The following is a 19,587-nucleotide window of genomic DNA, read 5'->3' as shown; positions in this document are numbered from 1 at the left end:
CGAGCTCACTCAGGCGCTTACTGTCGCGGCAGTATCTTGCTCGAGTCGGCGGTGCGGACAGGGAGGCTGAAGGCTATGGATGCCCCTCCTGTCTCGACATTTTCCGCCCAAATTCGTCCGCGGTGAGCCTCGACAATCGAGCGGCAGATCGCCAGGCCCATTCCCATTCCATCTGGCTTGGTCGTGTAAAACGCGTCGAAGATTCGTTCCGGATTGCTAAGCCCATGACCGCGATCTCGCACCTCGACTTCGACTGTTGCGTCATTCTGATGCCGCGACACGATCCGCAAGCTTCGCACGTCGATGCCGACGTCTTGCATTGCTTCGATACCGTTGCGCACGAGGTTCAGGACGACCTGCTCCATCTGCACGTGATCGGCTATTGTCGCTGGAAGACCAGGATCGAGGTGGAGGTCAAGTTCGACGTTGGCCGATGCCAGCCTATCACTCAGAAGATCACACACTTCGCCGATCACTGCGTTCAGATCGATCGCGTGCGGCTCGCTTTCGGCCTTGCTGAACAGCGCCCGGATGCGGCCGATCACCTGCGCTGCCGCGTCGGCGTTTCTGATGATCTTCTGGGCGACGCGGCTGGCGTGATTGAAGTTAGGCGGGTCGGCACTCAGCCACCTCTGGAATGCGCCGGCGTTGGCCACGACCGCCTGGAGCGGCTGGTTGAGTTCGTGCGCAATGGACACCGACAGCTCGGACAGGCTGGCGGCGCGCAGGGCGCGCGCGAGCCGCTCGTCTGCCAGACGCAGGGATTCCTGAGCGCGGACCTCGTCGTCGATGTCGAAGTTGACGCCATACCAGCGCAGGATCGTACCGTCTTCGTCGCGAAGCGGTTCGAAGCGCGAATCGATCCAGCGATATTCGCCGTCCTTCCGGCACAGCCGACCTTTGTGCTGAAGCGGCTCTCCGCGGGCAAACGACTTCTGGAAGACGGCCTTGACGCTCGCCCTGTCGTCTGGATGGAACAACTCCACATGAGAGGCGAATTGCCGTGTGCCTCGCGGTTCTTCCTGGACGGGGTCGATGCCCGACCAGTCGACGAACCGTTTGTTGAAATAGTACGGCAATCCAGCCGGCGTCATCAGCCATATCATGGTGGGAACCGTATCGACCAACAGCCTGAGTTCCCTCTCGCTCTTACGCAGCGCGGCTTCCGCTTTGCGCCCGTCGTCTATGTCCTCGGTATGGCCGTACCAGCCGACGATCCGCCCCCGCTCATCGTGCGAGGCAACACCCGTATCGCGAAACCACCGATAGGTGCCATCGAAGCGCCGCAAACGCTTTTCCGCGATCATCGGCTCGCCCGTATTCAGGCTGTGGCGCCACTGCGCCATGCTCGTCTCTGCATCGTCGGGATGGACAAATCTCCGCCACCAGGAAAAGTCGTCGGCATCCATGACCTCGCGCATTTCTTCGGCTGTGACCCCAATGTACTTGAGGGCAGCCGGATTGAGGAACCGAAGGCGTCCGTCCGGATAGGCCGACCAGCCGAGGCCGGGGGTGTGAGCGATACCCGCCCCGGGGCCCTGGTAAGCCCGGTCGTAAAAGCTAATGGTCCTGAAGATCTTCACCACCAGCCATACTGCAAAAGCCCCGAATACAAACGCGGCGAACCGGGCGGAACTCCTTTCCGTCCCGTAAAGCGGCGACAGCAACATAACCGCCGACATCAAGCTTGTGGCTGCGACGGCCACCAATCCGGCCCTCCAGCCCAGGCAGATGCACACGATTGCAACCACGACCAGCAGGCCAGATGGGTCGCGGGTCAACAGCGTAACCAAGAGGCACGCAATACTTATACCCGCAGCCACGGCACGACGTTGCTGCGATGAGGTTAGTTCCATCTGAGACCCTCTGGATGCCGCTTCCGCTGTCCAACCTGTCGTCGCGGCCCCGTTTACTCAGTTCGCAAAGTGCCCTCTTGCCCCCGATTCCGCGACTGGCTTCCCTGCGGCGGAAGCTATCCTCAACCGGCACTGGATATCGGCTGGAAGTGACTGGCAGACGTTGAACAGATGAGAGACGGATCGCGCGTTCATCTTTTTCATCATGTTGCTCCGATGGAGCTTCACGGTGATTTCGCTGATACCAAGACCGAAAGCGATCTCCTTATTCATCGCGCCGGAGACCACAAAACTAAGAACCTCCCGCTCGCGTGGCGTAAGCGTCTCGTAAAGGGCCGAGTTCTTTTGGGCCACGGCTGAGGCCGCTCTTCGAGCGATGTCGGTCGCAATGGCCGTCGACACGGCGTCCAGGAACGTTTGGTCGCGCACCGGTTTGGTGAGGAAATCCAGCGCGCCCGCCTTCATGGCTTCGACGCTCATGGCAATGTCGCCATGACCCGTCAGGAAGATGATTGGCGTCCTTACGTCTTTGGCTGCAAGGAGCTGCTGGAGATCGATCCCGCTCAGACCTGGCATTCGCACATCGAGAACGATACAGCCCGGACGGCTTGGAAGCTTCGCGCTTAGCACGTCCTGGGCTGAGGAAAACGATATAGACTCGATCCCAACTGATCTGAGCAACTCCTGCAAGGAGTCGCGGACCTCCGCATCATCGTCGACCAGAATTGCAATGGGGCTGTCTGCAGTTGCTGAAGTTGCCACGCCCATAATCCTCTCTCGGGGCGATCTGGACACGAATTGACCGTGTTCGGTTGACTATTATCAGCCGCACGTCCGTCACACGTCAACTGAACTGCACTTGCACTGCCTTGAGAAAACTCGACTCGGGCACCCCGATGGTCGGAGATAGAGCCCGATAGCACCTTCCCTCGATATCTGACGTACCGGAAGGATTGAGGGCGGCGCAACACGACAATGGGTGACTAGGGCCTGGTGATTTGATTAGGCACTCTAGACTTGAGTATAGGCTGCTCCCGTTTCGGTTCGAACGCGTACGCTTTGCTGAAGGGCTGAAGCGGAGCCGCGTCGGCACCGTTGGAGGCGTCACGGCAGGAAGCAAGCCGATAACATGCTGCGCCGTGACGACCTCCGGCAGTCGGCGTTAGTTGGTGCTCGAATGAGCCTGTGCCCGGCGACTTGCCATCAGCTGCAGGGTAGCGAATACCGCTACGCAAAGTCCGATCAGGACATGCGTCCACATCGGGCCCTGCGCCGATCCGAAGCCGAGCGCAAACGGAGCCGCCACCGCCCAGCATCCTAAAATGAGGTTGGACCATTCCGCCCAGTCCCCGTAGCGATAGAGGGCCACGGCGGAACCGCACACGATCAGCGCGCCGACGACCCCGGCGTTCCAAGCCGCGGCAGGCAGCCCGGCGAATGTGATAGCGGCGAAGGCTAAGCCTGCGCCGAGTATCAGGTTGGTCCATTCCAACCCCTTGCTCGGTACTTCACTTCTCATCTTCATCTCCTATGTCAGCCGCGCCACGGGGGGTGGCCGGTGCAAGGAGAGTGGGCCTGTCCGACATATCGGCCAATTCTACACAGGCACCGATCCCTCGATGCTAACGTCTAGGATGGTTCGGGCACGGTGGTGGTGGAACATACCGAAGCGCTTGGGTCACAGCGTGATCGCGGACTTACGAGCAACAATCTCCGATCCACGGCTTCCAGGCAGCCGAAGACGCGGTTGCCCTTTCTATTCGCGATAGCCGGCCTCGAGGTTCTCGAAGGTCAGGCCGTCATCGGCATCGTCGCCGGACTCGATGCGCATTTCCTTGTCATGCCGCACATCGGTTTCGCTCAGCGCGATGCGGAAATCGGCGACGCGCATCAGCGTGGCGCGCCAGTCGGCGATGCTGCCGATATTGTTGATGAACCAGCGCAGAGACGAATGCACTTGATTGAAGGCGCCGACCGCCATCATCATTCCGCCAAAGCTCATATCGCCTGAAAAATAAACCGGCGACGCGACCAGGATCGGCGCCACGACGGTGATCCAGCCATAGGTTTCGGTGATCCAGGACAGGTTTATCTGAGCTGTATAGATGCGCCGCATTGTGGCCAGCATCGTGTCGAGGTCGAGCTCCAGACGCCGCCTGGCATCGGCTTCGCCGTGGCCGAGCGCAATGGCATCAGCGTTCTCGCTGACGTGCACGATCGAAGAACGCAGTTCTGCTTCGCGGGCGTAGCGATCGCCGTCAAGGTCTATAAGCGGGCGCCCGACCAACCAGCTCAACCACGATCCGATGCCGGCATAGAGGAACGCAGCCCAGACCATGTAGCCCGGTATGGCCAGCGACCAGCCGTTGATGTGGAAGACGAAGCCCGAAGATAATTCCCACAGCACACCGACGAAAGACACGAGCAGGATGAGCGACTGCAAGAGCCCGACACCGAGGTCGGTCGATAGGTCGGACAGATGCGCGGCATCCTGCTGCATGCGCTGGTCGGGATTGACGCCGATGGCGCCGGCATTGGCCAGCCGGAAGGCGCGCGCCGGCCGCATCCACTGATCGATCAGGTCCAGCGTCAGCGCCTCGCGCAGCTTCAGCCGGGTCATCTGGTTGAGCCAGGTCTGGCCGATATTGAGCACCAGCAGCCCGCCGGCGATCATCGCAAAGACGAGAAGCTGATGCAGGAAAGCCGCCATGTCGCGGCGTGCCAGAGCATCGTAGAAGGGCTGGTTCCAGCTGTTGAGCAGCACCTGTCCGACCGAGGTCGCGACAATGACCGCCACGATGCCAACCGACGTCCAGGTGAGCCAGTTGCGAACCGGCGACGCCTTCAAACCCAGTTTGATCGTCTCCAGTTGGTCGCGCAGGCGGCTAGCCTCGACCGCTTCGGCCTTCTCGGCACCTGACCTATCATCCGCCCGGTCAGCCATGCGTGAAATCCATGCTTGCGAGGCGGTCATATAAACGCCGGCACCGCATAGCGGGCTCGGCATGCGAACCTGTCTCGATCGGCCATACGTCGCGGTCATCACGCCGACAGAATTGGGAACGAGCTTCGCCGGTTGAGACGTCGGAAGGACAGGGGCCTCTCGCCCCGGCCCTCAAAATTTCGGCCGTCGGGTTAGTGACCCCAGATGCCCTGGCCGCATTCCCAGTTGGGAACAATCGGCCTGCGCACGGCATGCGCCACGCCGTCATGCTTGTCTGCCTTGCAGGTCGATCCGGTATTAACGGCATCGGTGGCGGTCGCGGGCAAACGCGGATCAGCGCCCGATCCGTAGTGGTCGCTTCCGGCAATGGCGCCTCCCACTGAAGCGAGGAGAGCGGCGGTAACAAGAATCATTTTCATCTTGGTGACTTCGTGTTGATCTTTGATGGCATTCATCCCAGTAGAGATACGGGCGCAGCACCTGCGATGCGATCAGACCAGTAGCCGGGATGACCTATACAAGGGCATGGTGCCGCGCAGGTCGAAAGCCAGGGGATGCTGGCGATTTCAAGAGATTTGGGTGCCCGTGCATCGGCTCCATGCCTGGGAACCGAACGCCACCGCCAGGGCTGCATCCAGCAGCCCGACCTAAATGCGATAGCCCAGCCCCGTCGCTTGCGATCTTGACTGTCTAGCCAGCCGATCCTGCACTTTGGCATCATATGGCAGACCCCTTCGCACAATAGGCTCGGCGGGTCGGTTCGGCGCACTCTCTCGCACAATGCCGACAGAGAGCGGGGGAATGGAATGTCACGCCTGGAGCTGAAGGAGGATGTCTTCGACAGTCCGGCAGCCCGTCCACCAGATGGCCGCCCCAGACAGATGTCTACCGCCGGCATCGTTCATGACCTTGGCAATCTTATCCAAGTCGCCTCATCGGCTTTGAATCATCTGGCCCGTGACCCCAACGTCTCGGCGGCTCCCGCTCTTGGACCCGTAATTGCTGGCGCCAAAACGGCATTGGAACGAGCCGGCGGCTTGGTCAGGCAGACCATCGGCGCAGCCGGAGGGATCTGCTCGGACATCCACCAGACGAACGTGGGCGACTGCCTAGCGGAGATCGAGAGCCTCATTCGAAGCGCTTGGGATGCCACTATCCGTCTTGAGGTCACGGTCGGACCCGACCTGCCTTTGATAAGATGCGATCGGATCGGGTTGCAAAATGCGGTTCTGAACCTTCTGTTCAATGCGCGGGACGCGATGCCTGGCGGCGGTCTGATCTCGGTTGACGTCGCCCTTGTCCCGGAACGGTCTACAGACGGTCAGGTCGATATTCGTGTCGAGGACAATGGAATTGGGATGAGCCGCGAAACCATGGTCCGCGCATTTGACCCCTTCTTCACCACGAAAGGCGAAGGCCTCGGCGGCGTCGGCTTGCCGATGGTGAAGAGCTTTGCCGAGGAGGCGGGCGGAAATGTCACTGTGCAGAGTACGCTGGGGGCTGGCACAACCGTGACTTTGCGATTGCCGGCAATACGATAGGCAAACGACATCTCAGATGAATATCCCATACTCTGACAGGCCCGATGCTATGTCGCCAACGCCAAACGTCCATGCAGAGGTCGTTGAAAACATTCGACTGCGTCGTTTCGAGCTGCCGATAACCGGCGAAATAATGGCCGCCGCCTATTACCAGGTCGAGAGCGGGAAGGTGGTTCTGGTCCACACCGAAGTTCCGTCGGATTTTTCCGGGCAGGGCGTCGCATCGCGATTGGCGCAAGGGACATTTACTCTACTCCGCAAAACTGGTCGCAAGGCAATCTTGAGGTGTCCATTCATGAGCTGGTTTTTCGAAAAGCATCCAGATTATGCCGATGTCGTCGACAAATAATTGCGGACACGCATCGTCGATGCTCGAACAAGGACCAGCGGTAAAATGAATGACGAGCACAATTTATATAGGTTCATCACTGCTCAGAATCAGTCTAGGACGACGCGCTAAGTATTATACGCCAAGAGATGATGTTCACTCCATTTTTTAATCATCTTCCCGAGGTTGCGATGCAGGTCAATCAACACTGCGTCTGATCTCTATGCTATGGCAGCGCGCGCTTACCTCCCGGATTTCGTACCGTTGGCCGTTGTCGAGAGTGGATTGGGGGCCCGCAAGGCCTGTCAGCTTCGATTTTCATGCATCTCTGAAACTGTTCCACAAGGCCAGTAACGACGGGCGCCTGCCCGGCCAAGGCACGATGAATGAACTCAATCGGGCCTCATAACCCCCCGCCCGCGCGACCCCTTGTCCTGGGATGCGGCGCCGAGCAGTCCAAGTTCAGTCGCTGGACCCGTTGGGCTGATAGGGGCGAAGTCAAACATGGCGCGAGTCGGCGAGCGGCCCGCCACCAAAAAGCATCAGTCGCGCTGCGTGGAAGGCAGGCGCCTGAAGCACAACTTCGACGCTGGGCGTCAGCACGATCAGTGCGCCCTCTCCGAATGTCCCCGACTGACCGACAACCCTAACCTCGCCGGCGACCACATAGATCGCACGATCACGATGTTCAGATTTCAACTGATATCGCGCGCTGCCCGTGAGCACAATTTCGGCAAGGATCGTCTCTGAAAAGACCTTGACCGGCGAGATCAGCCCATCAGAAGATCCAGCGATCAAGTTGAATTGAACACCGTCTGCGCAGATCCTGGGTATTTCAGGTGAGGCAAAGTGCGCGAGGTCGGCGGCGACGTCCTCGTGTTGGAAGGGCAGGGCCATCCAAGCTTGAAAGGCGAGAAGATTACTCCCCGACGCTTTGAATTCTGTCGACGGTCGCGGGACGATTCCAGACCCGGTCGTCATCCAGCTAACATCGCCGGGAAGGATGGTCTGCATTCTGCCGAGAGTGTCCCGGAGAACGATTTCTCCGTCTACCAGATAGGTCAAGACAGCAAGGCCGGCATGGGCGGGTGGCCCTATGTCGAAGCCCTGGCCCGCATCGAACTCTTCGGGACCAAAATGGTAGAATTGAATGAAGGGTCCGACCGTGCGCCGATTCAGGAATGGCAATACACGCCGCATCTTGAATCCATCTGACTGGCGAAGGGCCATTGGCAGGATGACGGTGTCAATGCCAGCGATGCTTCTTTGCTGGTTAGTCATGGCTATCTGCCTTTGAGCGGGCCGCTTTCTTTTCCAGGACGGCTTCGGTGATCGAATGTGGTAAGGGCTTCGGCGTTTCGATCAGCCCAAGCAACGGCATCACGATCAGGAAGAAAGCGAAATAGTAGAACGTCGCCAACTGGGACATCGTGACATAGAGGCCTTCGGCCGGCTGTGAGCCGAGCCAGCCGAGAAAGAGCGCGTTGGCCACGAACATCCAGAAGAATACCCGGTACCATGGCCGATAGACTGCCGAGCGCACCTTGGAGCTGTCGAGCCATGGCACCAGGAACAGTACGGCGATTGAGCTGAACATCGCCAGCACGCCGCCGAGTTTGGAATCTATCGGTCCCACATTGAAGGTGATGGCGCGCAGGATTGCGTAGAACGGCAGGAAGTACCATTCCGGCACGATATGCGCCGGCGTCTTCAGCGGGTTTGCGGCCGTGTAGTTGTCCGGATGGCCAAGAAAATTCGGCAGAAAGAACACGAAATAAGCAAAGAAAAACAAGAACACGATAATGCCGACTGCGTCCTTGACGGTGGCGTAGGGCGTAAAGTCGACGACATCGGTTTTCGACTTTACTTCGATGCCGGTAGGATTGTTCTGGCCGACGACGTGAAGCGCCCAGATGTGCAGGGTTACCACTCCGACAAGTAAGAATGGCAAGAGGTAGTGAAGCGCAAAGAAGCGGTTCAGCGTCGCGTTGCTGACACCGAAACCGCCGAGCAGCAGCTGCTGGATCCAGTCGCCGACCACCGGAATGGCACTGAAGAAGCTGGTGATGACAGTGGCGCCCCAAAAGCTCATCTGACCCCACGGCAGCACATAGCCGATGAAGGCTGTCGCCATCATCACTAGCAAGTTGGTGCAGCCGAGCACCCAGAGAAACTCGCGCGGCGATTTGTAGGAACCGTAATAGAGCCCACGGCAGATGTGGATGTAGACGGCGATGAAGAAGAATGATGCACCGTTCGCGTGCAGGGAGCGAAGCAGCCAGCCCGAATTCACATCGCGCGTGATGGTCTCGACCGAATTGAAGGCCAGCCCCGTGTCGGGAGCATAGTGCATCGCCAGCACGACACCGCTTATGATCTGCGACGCCAGCATGATAGTGAGAATGCCGCCGAACGTATACGCGTAGTTCAGGTTGCGTGGGACGGGATAGACGATGAACGAAGTATGCACCAGCCGTGGCAGTGGCAGGCGTGTGTCGAACCAGCGGCCGATACCGGTCTGGGGCTTGTAGGTGGAACGTCCCTCGCTCATTGAACTGTCCTTTCCCTCAGTCGATACGAATCTTGGTATCGGAAATGAATTGGAACACCGGGATCGCCATGTTCTCCGGCGCCGGACCTTTGCGAATGCGTCCTGCGGCGTCGTATTGCGAGCCATGACAGGGACAAAGCCAGCCGCCGAGATCGCCGTCTTGGCCGAGCGGGACACATCCAAGGTGAGTACAGACCTGAACCATCACGAGCCACGCTTCCTTGCCGGGCGTCGCGCGGTTGGCATCCGTGGCTGGGGCGTCCGCGGGCAGATTGGCGTTGCGGGCAATCATATCCTTGAGGATAGAAAGACCGACCGCCTCGCTGTCTTCAATTTCCTGCCTGGTGCGGTGGCGCACGACGACCGGCTTGCCGCGCCATTGCACGACCATCGACGTTCCGGGCATCAGCGAAGAGACGTCGACTTCGACCGAAGCAAATGCCTCCGCAGGCGACGCTAGTTCGGCGGGCGATCTTTCGGGTTTGCAAGGATTGGTCATGATGACGGTCCCTGTTGCTGGAAAAGCTGCTTCATCGCGCCGGCGGCAATCGAGCAGACAAGACTGCGGCCGTTGTCATTCCTTTGCTCGAGTCGGACCATGCAGGCCGAGGCGGGATGTGAGCCATCGTGCCGATGGCATGTGCGTCCGATACTTTCGTTTATGATTTCCTGAGCGAACGGTTGGCCTGACAACCGAGAGCGCCGTGCCGCGATAGGAAGTTCTGGGCTCTTCCAGCGACCATTCCTCATGGCAGGCTTAGCGCGTGCGGCAATCAAAGGACAATTGTCTCGGCGCGCTCATACCTCGGCATAGGCATGCCTAGCTATCGGCGTCGTAGCCGTCTTTCCTGCCAAGTGGGAGTGTTCCGGTGCGCTATCCGGGATGACCGGCGCCAGGTGGTCGAACGGGCTCTGCCCCGCCATTTGCGAACGTCATCTGCATTCAGACGAGATAAGAATCGTGAAACTCTACTATAGCCCTTTCGCCTGCAGTTTGGCTGACCACATCGCGCTTCAGGAGGCCGGCGCTTCCTTCGAGCGCGAGACGGTAGACCTCGAGATGAAACAAACGGCGTCTGGGCGCGATTTCCTCACGGTCTCGGCAAAGGGCTATGTTCCGGCCCTGGTGTTGGATAGCGGCGAAACGCTGACCGAGAACATCGCCGTTCTCGACTGGATCGCATCGCAGTACCCGGCACTGGCTGTAGCGGGACCATTGGGCCGCACACGCATGCTGGAAGTGCTGAGCTACATTTCCAGCGAGATCCACCGAAGCTTCAAGCCCATGTGGCATCCCGGCGGTGATGCCGAGAAGGCCAAAGCCAGAACGACGTTGGCGGCACAGTTCGAGCTGGTCGCTGACGGGCTTAAGACAGACTATCTGTTTGGCGATCAACTTAGCGTTGCCGACTGCTATCTGTTCGTAATGCTGCTTTGGGCGGCGCGGTTCCATATTCCCGTTCCCGCCTCTTTGGAGGCTTTGCGCACCCGAATGGGTGCTCGGCCGGCGGTACGGATCGCCATGACAGACGAGGGTCTCGTTTAACATCGCCGAGCGAGCCGGAATTCAACGAGGAGAGCATGCCATGTTGGCATTGTTGCGGGCACTTCACCCAATCACAGCCAGGCGCGGCGATGGACTGCGCCCCGAATTTCTGCAGAGACAAATCGAGGATGTGCTGAACCTGAATTTGCCGGACGATCAACCGGTGCCGGCTAGCCTGGTTGAGGAAGAGCACACGAAAACCATGACTGCGATGCTTTCAAGTTCGAGATAGCCGGAGCGCTCCCGCCGATACGTTCCTCGGCCCGCACGATTAACGACGGTCGCCCTGCCGCAATGCAGGCGCTGCTGCCACGGCGATTGTCGAGCCCGGTTTGGAGCGCCTCGCGGCACCTCGGGTGCCAGATCGTATCGGGACTGAGACACTCACGTCCTGCGCTCGTCAGATCTTGCCGTTCGACGGATTTATCGACGTGCGAGCATTCATTAAGTTTAACGCTGGCAAGGAGACGCGACATGAAAATTGTGGTCATTGGCGGCTCACATTACATCAGAGCGAGCACCGTCAAGAAATTGCAGCGCAACGGCCACGAGGTGGAAGTGGCGTCCACACTCCCTCGTGTCAAAACCTACATTACGGACTATCGCGATGCTGGCTACGCTGGCCAACATCTCAGGCGTCTGCTCCTGCATTTGGCGTCGCTCGTTCATGAGCTGTGGCGCCAGGGACGCGTGTGGCGCGGCAAGCTTGGCATTCGGGTCGAAGGCCATGATCCCAAAGCGATGTAGATCGCAAGCGGACGACGCGCCCTCATTTGCGATCCGCAACTCTTCTCCCGGGCATCATGTCAGAAGCTCCAGCCAGATCTTCAATTTCCGGTATAAATCCGCCGATCACTTCTTCGCTGTCTTCAAGACCTACTACGGCCCGACGAACCGTGCCTTTGCGGCTCTCGATGCCGATGGGCAAGTCGCGCTGAAAACGGACATATTCGAGCTTCTGGACCGCATGAATCGGGGCGGAAGAGGCACGCTCATCGTGCCAAGCGAATACCTCGAAGCCGTCATCACGAAGCGCTGACGATCAAAGAGACGTTGTCTCATCACCCTCCGCGAGGCCGTAACCAGCCTCGCGGAACGCTGGCGGCATGGCGCATGGAGTTCAGAAAATCTGGAGTCAGGAAAATGAACGTTCAAACTGCAATCCCTCGCGCCAGCACAGTGCGAAAGTCTTTCCTGCACTGCAGCTGCAAATGGGTGACAACCTCCGCGTTTGCCGGACGCGGAGATCCATGAGCGGGATGCTGGCCACTTTGCGTTGGACGCGCATGATGCCCGGTTCGGTGACCTTGTGCTGGATTCTTCGGCCAGAATGATCTCTCCGACACACTGGCGCACCGCGAGTAGAGGCTAGCCAGGCCACGCCGGAGCGCTAGCCGGATCGATGTGGCATCAAGGGTATTATCCCAACCTTGTCCTTACTCCTTACTCCGCCGCTTTGATGATCAGATCAGCGACCTCTTTCGGAAAGGACAGCATCGCGACGTGGCTCGAGGGGACTTCGATCGCCGTGGCCTTGGCCGCCTTTACCTGGTCCCTTTCCATTTGCGGCGGAATGATCAAATCTTTCGTCGCAACGACCATGAAGGTCGGCTTCTCGCGCCACGCGGGCTGGCCCACCGGTGCGGTGAGGGTCCTCATGTGGAACGGTCCTTGCGTGGCCGCCACGACCGCCTGTTCCTCGGGCGATAGGTCAGGTGCGAAATATTTCTTTATACCCTCATCGGTGATCGTCAGGTAGCCGTCTGGGTCCTTGACGAACGCGCTCAGGCTTTCCGGATCCGGATATTTCGAAGTGGCGGTCTTCAGCGACTCGCCTTTGTCTGGTGCATAAGCGGCGACATACACAAGTGATTTGACCTTTTCGTCGTTACCCGCTTCCGTGATGACGACGCCAGCCCAAGAATGGCCGACCAGGACAACGGGGCCTTCCGCATTGCGGATCGCCCGCTTGGTGGCGGTGACGTCGTCCTCCAGCGAGTCGAGCGGGTTCTGGACTGCAACCACCTTGAGGCCAGCCTTCTCGAGACGCGGAATGACTTTCTGCCAGGACGACCCGTCCGCAAAGGCGCCGTGGACCAGGACTACGGTCCTGGCTTTCAATGCGGCGCCCGAAGCCGGCAGGCCGATCGCGGCTATCGCGGTCAGAAAGACACTCAACCCGATGATGCCATTGAACAATTTCATAGCTGCGTTCCTTCGTTAACGTGGATATTGATGTTGCACGTCGCGGTGCTCGGCGCGAACCCATCGCCACATCCTTAAGCGGATGATCTTTCGAGTGCTCGGCAGCATGCGCCGGCATGGCGGAAATGTCTGCTTCTTGTACAGAAGAAAGCCCGGCAAAAAGCGGCTTTTACGTAGTTCCGATGCTCTCCGGTCAAGTTGTCATTAGTACAAGTTTGATGCGGGGATCAATCAGGAAGCCGATGTCTCCAAAGCCGCAAAGAAGACCGGCCTTTCGACCCCCAATTATCCCAAATCTAAAGAGACGCCGCCGCATTGGCGATGAATTCTGCGACGACATCGGGTTGAGAGAGCATCGGCACATGCGAGCTTTTCAGCAGGCGGGTCTCGGCACCCATTCGGCTGGCAGAATCGCGTTCGACACTTGGAGGAATGGTCTGGTCTTCTGACGCGACGATGTACCAGTTTGGCTTGGAGCGCCATGCCGCCTTGGTAATTTTGTCGCCGAAGCACCTGACGGCCAGCGGGCCTTGCGTCGCGTACACGATGTCGGCCTCGTCCGTCGGGAGATCCTGCACGAAGTGCTTACGAACCCCTTCGAGGGTCAATGCGACATAGCCATCGCCATACGGCTTGATTTCGGCCGCGCCCGGCGCGGGCGTATAGTCCTTCCACCAATCAGCGAACGACTGACCGCTATCTGGCGCCCCAGCTGCGACATAGACAAGGCCCTTGACCTGAGGATGGTTGCCGGCTTCCGTAATGACCGCGCCACCCCAGGAGTGGCCGGCCAGGAGAACCGGTCCGTCCTGCATCTCAATGACTCGGTGAGCCGCTTTAACATCGTCGGCCAACGAGCTAAGAGGATTTTGAACGGCGACTGCCTTCAGCCCACGCCTCGTAAGCAACGGAATGACCTTTGCCCAGCAAGAGCCATCGGCAAATGCACCATGCACAAGAACGATGGTTTTGACTGCCATGATACTACTCCTTCATGTTGAGCTTTGTTTCAATTCATGCAGCGCCACCTCGTTCAGCGCATAGGTGTCCTCGGAATGCGGCTCGGGCGCGTGGCCCCGGAATCACTGCCACGACCTGTGGCATCACCCCGCCTGGACATCTCAAAAAATCATACAATTGGGTGCGCATCAGCACATGTGCTTTGTGTGCTGTCTTTTATTCGCCGGGTGCTGAATTAGGGGATGGAACCTTGGTTTCGTCGTCCCGCGCCGCAGTGACGAGAAAGGAGATCGGATTTGAGCAATTGGGCCTGACTCAGTATCAGTTACGGGCGCGATTGCGATATTGGCCCGGCGTGATGCCCGTCGACCGCCGGAATGAACGGACAAAATTCGACTCTGAGGAAAACCCACAGTCGTTGGCTACGTCGGCAATCGAGTGCCCTGCGATCAAAAGCGATTTTGAGAGCTCAAGCCGCAACCGGCCTATGAAGCGGCTAGGCGATTGCCCTGTTGCGATTTTGAACATGCGCGAAAAATGGAACCGGCTCAAGGACGCCGCGGCGGCGAGTTCCTCTACCGTGATCTCTTTGGTCAGATTTGCATGAATATAGTCGATAGTGCGTTGCATGCGCCGTGCGTCTAGACCTTTTGATGCACGCGAGCTTCTGAAAGGATTGACGGCTGAAATCGAATAATTGTTGAGTAGCCGGATTGCGAGAAGGTCAGCCAGCGTCTCAACCAGAAGGTCGCCACAAGATGTTTCGAACTGCAATTCGGCGAGGATTGCCTCAGCGATGTTGGCGATAAGTGGATCCTCAAAGCCTGCATGATTTCTCACTGCCGATGGATGAAAATCCCTTGAAGTGTGTTTGGCGAGGGCCACGAACACGGTGGACGATAGGTAGATATGCAGCATCTCATCGATGGGCCTGGAGACGTGGGTGAAATCCTCGTGTACACCCATAGGAGACAACCCGATCGTCCCCGGAACGCCTTCGATGTGCTGCCGGATGTCTCCGGATTTGCGCGTTACGATGGATGGGCCTCGGATCAGAATCGAAACTTGTGTGAAGGCAGCAATATAGGGCGGTATTTCTCCGGGTGAGTGAGACCGCAACTCTGCCATCAATCCCCGCCAGCGCCTGTCCGCAGAGGATATAAGAACCCGGCCCGTGTACCTTTCGGAGTCGTGACGCATTACGTGCATGGCGTGAATTCCGGCAAAACGCATTTACGCCAACCCGAAGGCTGCCCAAGTTTGGCGGCGCCCTTGCGATTTGCATCGTAGCCGAATCCGCTTTAGCTCAGCAAGAGATGCATACCCTCAAAGCGGCTTGAGCGGTAAGATCGGCCGCCTCTCAATGACTCCGTTGCGGTTTATCCGTCAGTGCGCAACGTTTCGAACAGAACACGCGCTTCTCGCCTTCGTCGATCCAGTTCTCCAGAAGGCTGGGTGTTGATTTCCACTGAGAAGTGACCCGGCATTTCCACCGAGAAGTGACCCGCCTGTCATGTATGTTTCGGTTCGGGGTTTACGGTCAAGGTTCTGGCTTTCTCCTTCGCTTTTTTGGGCTCGTGTGCGGAGCTGTTTTTGAATCGGAAGCTATCGTTTCCGGTTTCCAGGATGTGGCAATGATGGGTCAGCCGGTCGAGTAGCGCGGTTGTCATCTTGGCATCGCCGAAGACGCTGGCCCATTCGCTGAAGCTGAGGTTGGTGGTGATAATGACGCTTGTGCGTTCGTATAGCTTGCTCAGCAGATGGAAGAGCAATGCTCCACCTGATGCACTGAACGGCAGATAGCCAAGTTCGTCCAGGACGACGAGATCAGAATGGACGAGGCGATTGGCGATCTGGCCGGACCTTCCCTGTGCCTTCTCCTGTTCCAGCGCATTGACCAACTCGACAGTCGAGAAGAAGCGAACCCGTTTGTGATGATGCTCGATGGCCTGCACGCCGAGAGCGGTCGCAATATGGGTTTTGCCTGTTCCAGGGCCGCCGACGAGCACGATGTTGTTGGCTTCGTCGACGAACTCGCAACGATGAAGTTGCCGCACCAGTGCCTCGTTTACCTCGCTGCTGGCGAAGTCAAAGCCGTTGAGATCACGATAGGCTGGAAAGCGAGCTATCTTGAGCTGATAGGCTGTCGACCTGACCTCGCGTTCTGCCGTCTCGGCCTTCAGCAGTTGCGACAGGATGGGAATGGCGGCTTCAAACGCCGGCGCTCCCTGTTCGGTGAGTTCGCCTACAGCTTGCGCCATACCGTGCATCTTCAGGCTCCTGAGCATGATGACGATTGCGCCACTGGCAGGATTATGACGCATGGCGCACCTCCAAGGCCTTTCTCAAAGCATCGTAGCGTTCGACATTGGCCTTCGGCTCGTTGGTAAGCGTCAAAGCCTGAGGAGCGTCGATGGTGGGGGGTGTGAGGGATTTGCCATCGACCAGGCGATGAAGCAGATTCAGCACATGGGTCTTGGTGGGAACACCGCCCTGCAATGCCATCTCCACGGCGGAGAGCACCGCCTGCTCGTCGTGCTGAAGGACAAGTGCCAGGATGTCGACCATCTCGCGATCGCCGCCGGGCTTCTTGAGCAAATGCTGCTGCAAAGATCTGAATGCATCGGGAAGTTCGGCAAAAGGTGCTCCGTTGCGAAGGGCGCCTGGTTTGCGCTGAACAACAGCCAGATAGTGCCGCCAGTCATAGACCGTCTGTCCTGGCCGATCATGTGAGCGATCGATGATGCGGCGATGCTCACAGATGATCAAACCTTCCGCGGCAACCACGACACGATCTGGATAGACCCGCAGGCTCACGGGCCGGTTGGCAAAGGACGCCGGCACGCTGTAGCGGTTGCGCTCCAGATGTATAAGGCAGGTCGGAGACACCCGCTTGGTGTATTCGACAAACCCATCGAAGGACCGTGATGTCGGCATCAGAGACTGGACTTCTTCGGTCCAGACGTCATTGATGGTCCCCCTCATTCGCCCATGTGGCGTCTGCTGCCACAACACCCTGCAACGCTGCTCAAGCCAGTCGTTCAGGGCATCCAGCGAGGGAAAGCGTGGAATGGGCTGCCAAAGCCGGTGACGTGCGTCCTGAACATTCTTCTCGACTTGTCCTTTCTCCCAACCCGATGCGGGATTGCAGAACTCGGGTTCGAACAGATAGTGGCTGGCCATTGCCATGAAGCGGACATTGACGTCGCGCTCCTTGCTTCGTCCGACCCTGTCGACCGCCGTCTTCATGTTGTCGTAGATGCCGCGCCGGGGAATGCCGCCAAACACACGGAAAGCGTGATTGTGCGCGTCAAACAGCATCTCGTGCGTCTGCAGCAGGTAAGCCCGAACAATGAAGGCACGGCTGTAGCTCAGCTGAGGAACGTTCTGCCACTTAAGGGTTTTTGGTGACAGCAGTATCCAATGACGACGAGACAAGGCCGTTAGGGACCGAAGCGCGGTCTGATAAAATTAAAAAGTCCTCGCCGGCATTGTTAGATTGTATACTAGACCAGACGTAGATTGATTACGCCTCGGGCAGTCCACCGGGTCTCAAATACCTGCGGAGCGCGGCGTGCTTCATCTTCAGAATACGATCCTTGAAATGATCGCCAGGGGCGAGAGCCTTGAAGCGACAACCGCCCGCCTTTGTGACCAGATCGAGAGAGTGCTGGGCGGAATCTGTTGCTCGGTCCTAAGTGTGGACCGCAGCGGGCTGCTGCATCCGGTCGCGGGTTCAGTTCTGCTCGCCGAGTTTTCGGCCCAGCTTGAGGGGCTGATGACAGGGCCGCTGGTCGGTTCGTGCGGTAGTTCGGCCTATCTCGTGCGAGCCGTCGCCACGGTCGATATTGCCACCGATCCGCGCTGGGCCGGATTCCGGGAGCCAGTCCTAGCTTTAGGGCTCAGAGCCTGCTGGTCAAGCCCGATTTGCGATACGGCCGGCAGGGTGCTCGGTACATTTGCGCTGTACTTTCCCGAAACGCGGGGACCCACCCCGCGCGAAGAGGAGGTCGTTGCCTCGTGTACTTTTCTCTGTGCAATAGCGTTGGAGAGACACCAAAGGGTCGTCGAGCGGGAGCGGGGGGCCTATATCGATGCGCTCACCAGTTTGCCCAACCGGGCCAGTTTGGACATAGCCATGGAGCGGTTGTCCTGTGCACAGCCAGGTGCCTGGGCGTTGCTGCTGGTCGACCTTGACAATCTGAAGACCATCAATGACACCTTCGGCCATGCGGCCGGCGATGCCTTACTGCAGGTCGTAGCAGCCCGTCTTGGCGATAGCGTCGCGCCAGATCGCGTGTTCCGCATGGGCGGCGACGAGTTCGCTGTGATCCTCCAGCAGGGGGGTGCCTCCACATCCATTGAGACTGCGGCGCTGCATGTTCTCGACGTCCTGGCCGTGCCTGCGTCATGCGACGGACACATGATCCTGCCCCGGGCGACCATCGGCGGGGCGGTGCTGGCGGCGGATGACGCTGAGGCCAAAAGGGTTCTGCAACATGCTGATTTTGCACTTTACCACGCCAAGGAGACTTCGGCAGGCGGCTTTGTGCTGTATTGGCCGGGGATCGGCAGCGCCATCAAGACCCGTATCGAAGTGACCCGGGATGTCGACTTGGCGCTGCGCGAAGGCCGGATCGACGCGTTCTATCAACCGATCCTGCGTCTTGACACCCGTGCGATCGTCGGCATGGAGGCGCTTTGCCGCCTTCGCAAGCCAGACGGGGAGATTGTTCCGGCCGCCGCTTTTCACCAGGCGACCTCCGATGTCAGCGTCGCCTCCCAGCTTACGGAACGGATGATGGCGATCGTCGCTGCTGACGCGCGCTCGTGGCTGGATCAGGGCATCCCGCTGCAGCATATCGGCATCAATATTTCTTCAGCTGATTTTCACAGCGGGACCCTCTACGGGCGTCTCGAAGCCGCGTTCGGCCGAGAGAACGTTCCGTTGAAGCATATCATTCTGGAGGTCACGGAGTCGGTTTATCTTGGTCAGCGCGATCCCATCGTGGCTCGAGAGATCAAGGCGCTGCGGGCCTATGGCCTGCGCGTGGCGCTCGACGATTTTGGAACGGGCTTCGCCTCGCTCACGCATCTGCTTACGATGCCTGTCGACGTCATCAAGGTCGACAAGTCCTTCATCGACCGTCTTGGACAAGGAGACCCGAGCCTTGCGATCGTCGAGGGCTTGGTTGATATCGCGCGCAAGCTCGACATCCGGGTCGTTGCCGAAGGGATCGAAAGCGAGCTTCAGGCGGGAATGCTCTTGGACATTGGCTGCGCGCTTGGTCAGGGATATCTGTTCTCGCAAGCAGTGTCGCGCCAGATCGCAACCGGACTTCTTGTGCGTTTTGGGCAGACCGTCGGCGAACGGACGGAGCCGCGGTTTCCGTTTTCGCGATTAAACTGAATGTCCTTAATGGCCTGATCGCTCGCAGATTGAGCGCGGGGCAGCCCATCCGCGGTACAGGCACGCTGCGAATCTCGATTGACGTGATCAAATATGCTTATGGGAGCTGGCTGGGCTGATAGCTTTGCCGTGCGGGGGATGTGCGTCGAGTTGCGACCCAACTACCGAACTTGTGGCAGCAAGTCCTCGAATACGGCCGCGCGGTCCGCCCGGATGCTTTCGAAGGAACTCCGCCTCGTACACCGC

At 58.8% G+C, this 19,587-nt stretch carries 18 protein-coding genes and 2 pseudogenes; 7 read left to right on the top strand and 13 right to left on the bottom strand.

Annotated features, from left to right (window positions below; all coding sequences use genetic code 11):
- Nucleotides 1-17: 17 nt before the first annotated feature.
- The 5 genes and pseudogenes from HGP13_RS31840 to HGP13_RS31820 form a co-directional block, all read right to left on the bottom strand.
- Entirely contained in the window at nucleotides 18-1,781 is a 1,764-nt protein-coding gene (locus HGP13_RS31840) for a PAS domain-containing protein (protein ID WP_246707190.1), read from the bottom strand.
- Between the two features lie 132 nt (nucleotides 1,782-1,913).
- Nucleotides 1,914-2,624: a response regulator transcription factor gene (locus HGP13_RS31835; protein WP_172233455.1), complete on the bottom strand. Its 711-nt coding sequence runs from the start codon at nucleotides 2,622-2,624 to the stop codon at nucleotides 1,914-1,916.
- A gap of 394 nt (nucleotides 2,625-3,018) precedes the next feature.
- Nucleotides 3,019-3,381: an SPW repeat protein gene (locus HGP13_RS31830; RefSeq protein WP_246707189.1), complete on the bottom strand. Its 363-nt coding sequence runs from the start codon at nucleotides 3,379-3,381 to the stop codon at nucleotides 3,019-3,021.
- Nucleotides 3,382-3,630: 249 nt separating this feature from the next.
- Nucleotides 3,631-4,800: pseudogene (locus tag HGP13_RS31825) on the bottom strand (ABC transporter ATP-binding protein/permease); the annotation flags it as partial.
- 191 nt (nucleotides 4,801-4,991) lie between these two features.
- Nucleotides 4,992-5,219 carry a DUF680 domain-containing protein gene (locus tag HGP13_RS31820; RefSeq protein WP_172219771.1) on the bottom strand — a complete coding sequence of 76 codons (228 nt, stop codon included), beginning with the start codon at nucleotides 5,217-5,219 and terminating at the stop codon, nucleotides 4,992-4,994.
- Between the two features lie 387 nt (nucleotides 5,220-5,606).
- Between HGP13_RS31820 and HGP13_RS31815 the strand changes: the two genes are divergently transcribed.
- Complete coding sequence (locus HGP13_RS31815; RefSeq protein ID WP_172233453.1) at nucleotides 5,607-6,341, top strand: ATP-binding protein; 735 nt, start codon at nucleotides 5,607-5,609, stop codon at nucleotides 6,339-6,341.
- 16 nt (nucleotides 6,342-6,357) lie between these two features.
- Nucleotides 6,358-6,690 carry a GNAT family N-acetyltransferase gene (locus HGP13_RS31810; RefSeq protein WP_246707188.1) on the top strand — a complete coding sequence of 111 codons (333 nt, stop codon included), beginning with the start codon at nucleotides 6,358-6,360 and terminating at the stop codon, nucleotides 6,688-6,690.
- Between the two features lie 477 nt (nucleotides 6,691-7,167).
- On the opposite strand, the gene HGP13_RS31805 is transcribed toward HGP13_RS31810, so the two are convergent.
- The 3 genes from HGP13_RS31805 to petA are packed head-to-tail and all read right to left on the bottom strand — an operon-like array spanning nucleotide 7,168 to nucleotide 9,776.
- Complete coding sequence (locus tag HGP13_RS31805) at nucleotides 7,168-7,950, bottom strand: pirin family protein (protein WP_172233451.1); 783 nt, start codon at nucleotides 7,948-7,950, stop codon at nucleotides 7,168-7,170.
- Nucleotides 7,943-9,220 (bottom strand): cytochrome b N-terminal domain-containing protein, encoded by a 1,278-nt coding sequence (locus HGP13_RS31800; protein ID WP_172233449.1) that lies wholly within the window; start codon nucleotides 9,218-9,220, stop codon nucleotides 7,943-7,945. The genes HGP13_RS31805 and HGP13_RS31800 overlap by 8 nt, the downstream gene beginning before the upstream one ends.
- 16 nt (nucleotides 9,221-9,236) lie before the next feature.
- Nucleotides 9,237-9,776 (bottom strand): ubiquinol-cytochrome c reductase iron-sulfur subunit, encoded by a 540-nt coding sequence (gene petA, locus HGP13_RS31795; RefSeq protein ID WP_281411008.1) that lies wholly within the window; start codon nucleotides 9,774-9,776, stop codon nucleotides 9,237-9,239.
- A gap of 405 nt (nucleotides 9,777-10,181) precedes the next feature.
- Between petA and HGP13_RS31790 the strand changes: the two genes are divergently transcribed.
- From HGP13_RS31790 to HGP13_RS31775, 4 genes are all read left to right on the top strand, one after another.
- Nucleotides 10,182-10,766, top strand: a complete 585-nt coding sequence (locus HGP13_RS31790) for a glutathione binding-like protein (protein ID WP_172233445.1) — start codon at nucleotides 10,182-10,184, stop codon at nucleotides 10,764-10,766.
- A gap of 40 nt (nucleotides 10,767-10,806) precedes the next feature.
- Entirely contained in the window at nucleotides 10,807-10,998 is a 192-nt protein-coding gene (locus HGP13_RS31785; RefSeq protein ID WP_172233443.1) for a hypothetical protein, read from the top strand.
- A gap of 242 nt (nucleotides 10,999-11,240) precedes the next feature.
- The gene (locus HGP13_RS31780; protein WP_172233440.1) at nucleotides 11,241-11,513 is read left to right on the top strand and encodes a hypothetical protein; all 273 of its coding nucleotides are present in this window, start codon (nucleotides 11,241-11,243) and stop codon (nucleotides 11,511-11,513) included.
- Nucleotides 11,494-11,805, top strand: coding sequence for a hypothetical protein (locus HGP13_RS31775; protein WP_172233437.1), 312 nt, complete (start codon nucleotides 11,494-11,496; stop codon nucleotides 11,803-11,805). The genes HGP13_RS31780 and HGP13_RS31775 overlap by 20 nt, the downstream gene beginning before the upstream one ends.
- Before the next feature lie 404 nt (nucleotides 11,806-12,209).
- On the opposite strand, the gene HGP13_RS31770 is transcribed toward HGP13_RS31775, so the two are convergent.
- The 5 genes and pseudogenes from HGP13_RS31770 to istA form a co-directional block, all read right to left on the bottom strand.
- Nucleotides 12,210-12,971: an alpha/beta hydrolase gene (locus tag HGP13_RS31770; protein ID WP_172233434.1), complete on the bottom strand. Its 762-nt coding sequence runs from the start codon at nucleotides 12,969-12,971 to the stop codon at nucleotides 12,210-12,212.
- A 296-nt stretch (nucleotides 12,972-13,267) separates the two neighbouring features.
- Nucleotides 13,268-13,951: an alpha/beta hydrolase gene (locus tag HGP13_RS31765; RefSeq protein ID WP_172233431.1), complete on the bottom strand. Its 684-nt coding sequence runs from the start codon at nucleotides 13,949-13,951 to the stop codon at nucleotides 13,268-13,270.
- 301 nt (nucleotides 13,952-14,252) lie between these two features.
- Nucleotides 14,253-15,059, bottom strand: a complete 807-nt coding sequence (locus HGP13_RS31760; RefSeq protein WP_172233428.1) for an AraC family transcriptional regulator — start codon at nucleotides 15,057-15,059, stop codon at nucleotides 14,253-14,255.
- 383 nt (nucleotides 15,060-15,442) lie between these two features.
- Nucleotides 15,443-16,255, bottom strand: a complete 813-nt coding sequence (gene istB, locus HGP13_RS31755) for an IS21-like element helper ATPase IstB (protein ID WP_172221962.1) — start codon at nucleotides 16,253-16,255, stop codon at nucleotides 15,443-15,445.
- Nucleotides 16,245-17,309 (bottom strand): annotated as a pseudogene (istA, locus tag HGP13_RS31750) (IS21 family transposase); the annotation flags it as partial. The pseudogene istA and the gene istB, both read right to left, overlap by 11 nt.
- 196 nt (nucleotides 17,310-17,505) lie before the next feature.
- Between istA and HGP13_RS31745 the strand changes: the two are divergent.
- Complete coding sequence (locus HGP13_RS31745) at nucleotides 17,506-19,341, top strand: EAL domain-containing protein (RefSeq protein WP_246707187.1); 1,836 nt, start codon at nucleotides 17,506-17,508, stop codon at nucleotides 19,339-19,341.
- The last annotated feature ends 246 nt before the right edge of the window (nucleotides 19,342-19,587 follow it).

Source organism: Mesorhizobium sp. NZP2077 (genome assembly GCF_013170805.1).
GTDB lineage: Bacteria > Pseudomonadota > Alphaproteobacteria > Rhizobiales > Rhizobiaceae > Mesorhizobium.
The sequence above is the reverse complement of the archived record's forward strand: the minus strand, read 5'-3'. Positions and strand labels throughout refer to the sequence as shown.

Excerpts from the sequence above, each read along its gene's own strand:
- HGP13_RS31835 (WP_172233455.1), bottom strand. The coding sequence starts at position 2,624 with ATGGGCGTGGCAACTTCAGCAACTGCAGACAGCCCCATTGCAATTCTG.
- HGP13_RS31830 (WP_246707189.1), bottom strand. The coding sequence starts at position 3,381 with ATGAAGATGAGAAGTGAAGTACCGAGCAAGGGGTTGGAATGGACCAAC.
- HGP13_RS31820 (WP_172219771.1), bottom strand. The coding sequence starts at position 5,219 with ATGAAAATGATTCTTGTTACCGCCGCTCTCCTCGCTTCAGTGGGAGGC.
- HGP13_RS31815 (WP_172233453.1), top strand. The coding sequence starts at position 5,607 with ATGTCACGCCTGGAGCTGAAGGAGGATGTCTTCGACAGTCCGGCAGCC.
- HGP13_RS31810 (WP_246707188.1), top strand. The coding sequence starts at position 6,358 with ATGAATATCCCATACTCTGACAGGCCCGATGCTATGTCGCCAACGCCA.
- HGP13_RS31805 (WP_172233451.1), bottom strand. The coding sequence starts at position 7,950 with ATGACTAACCAGCAAAGAAGCATCGCTGGCATTGACACCGTCATCCTG.
- HGP13_RS31800 (WP_172233449.1), bottom strand. The coding sequence starts at position 9,220 with ATGAGCGAGGGACGTTCCACCTACAAGCCCCAGACCGGTATCGGCCGC.
- HGP13_RS31785 (WP_172233443.1), top strand. The coding sequence starts at position 10,807 with ATGTTGGCATTGTTGCGGGCACTTCACCCAATCACAGCCAGGCGCGGC.
- HGP13_RS31780 (WP_172233440.1), top strand. The coding sequence starts at position 11,241 with ATGAAAATTGTGGTCATTGGCGGCTCACATTACATCAGAGCGAGCACC.
- HGP13_RS31775 (WP_172233437.1), top strand. The coding sequence starts at position 11,494 with ATGATCCCAAAGCGATGTAGATCGCAAGCGGACGACGCGCCCTCATTT.
- HGP13_RS31770 (WP_172233434.1), bottom strand. The coding sequence starts at position 12,971 with ATGAAATTGTTCAATGGCATCATCGGGTTGAGTGTCTTTCTGACCGCG.
- HGP13_RS31765 (WP_172233431.1), bottom strand. The coding sequence starts at position 13,951 with ATGGCAGTCAAAACCATCGTTCTTGTGCATGGTGCATTTGCCGATGGC.
- HGP13_RS31760 (WP_172233428.1), bottom strand. The coding sequence starts at position 15,059 with ATGGCAGAGTTGCGGTCTCACTCACCCGGAGAAATACCGCCCTATATT.
- istB (WP_172221962.1), bottom strand. The coding sequence starts at position 16,255 with ATGCGTCATAATCCTGCCAGTGGCGCAATCGTCATCATGCTCAGGAGC.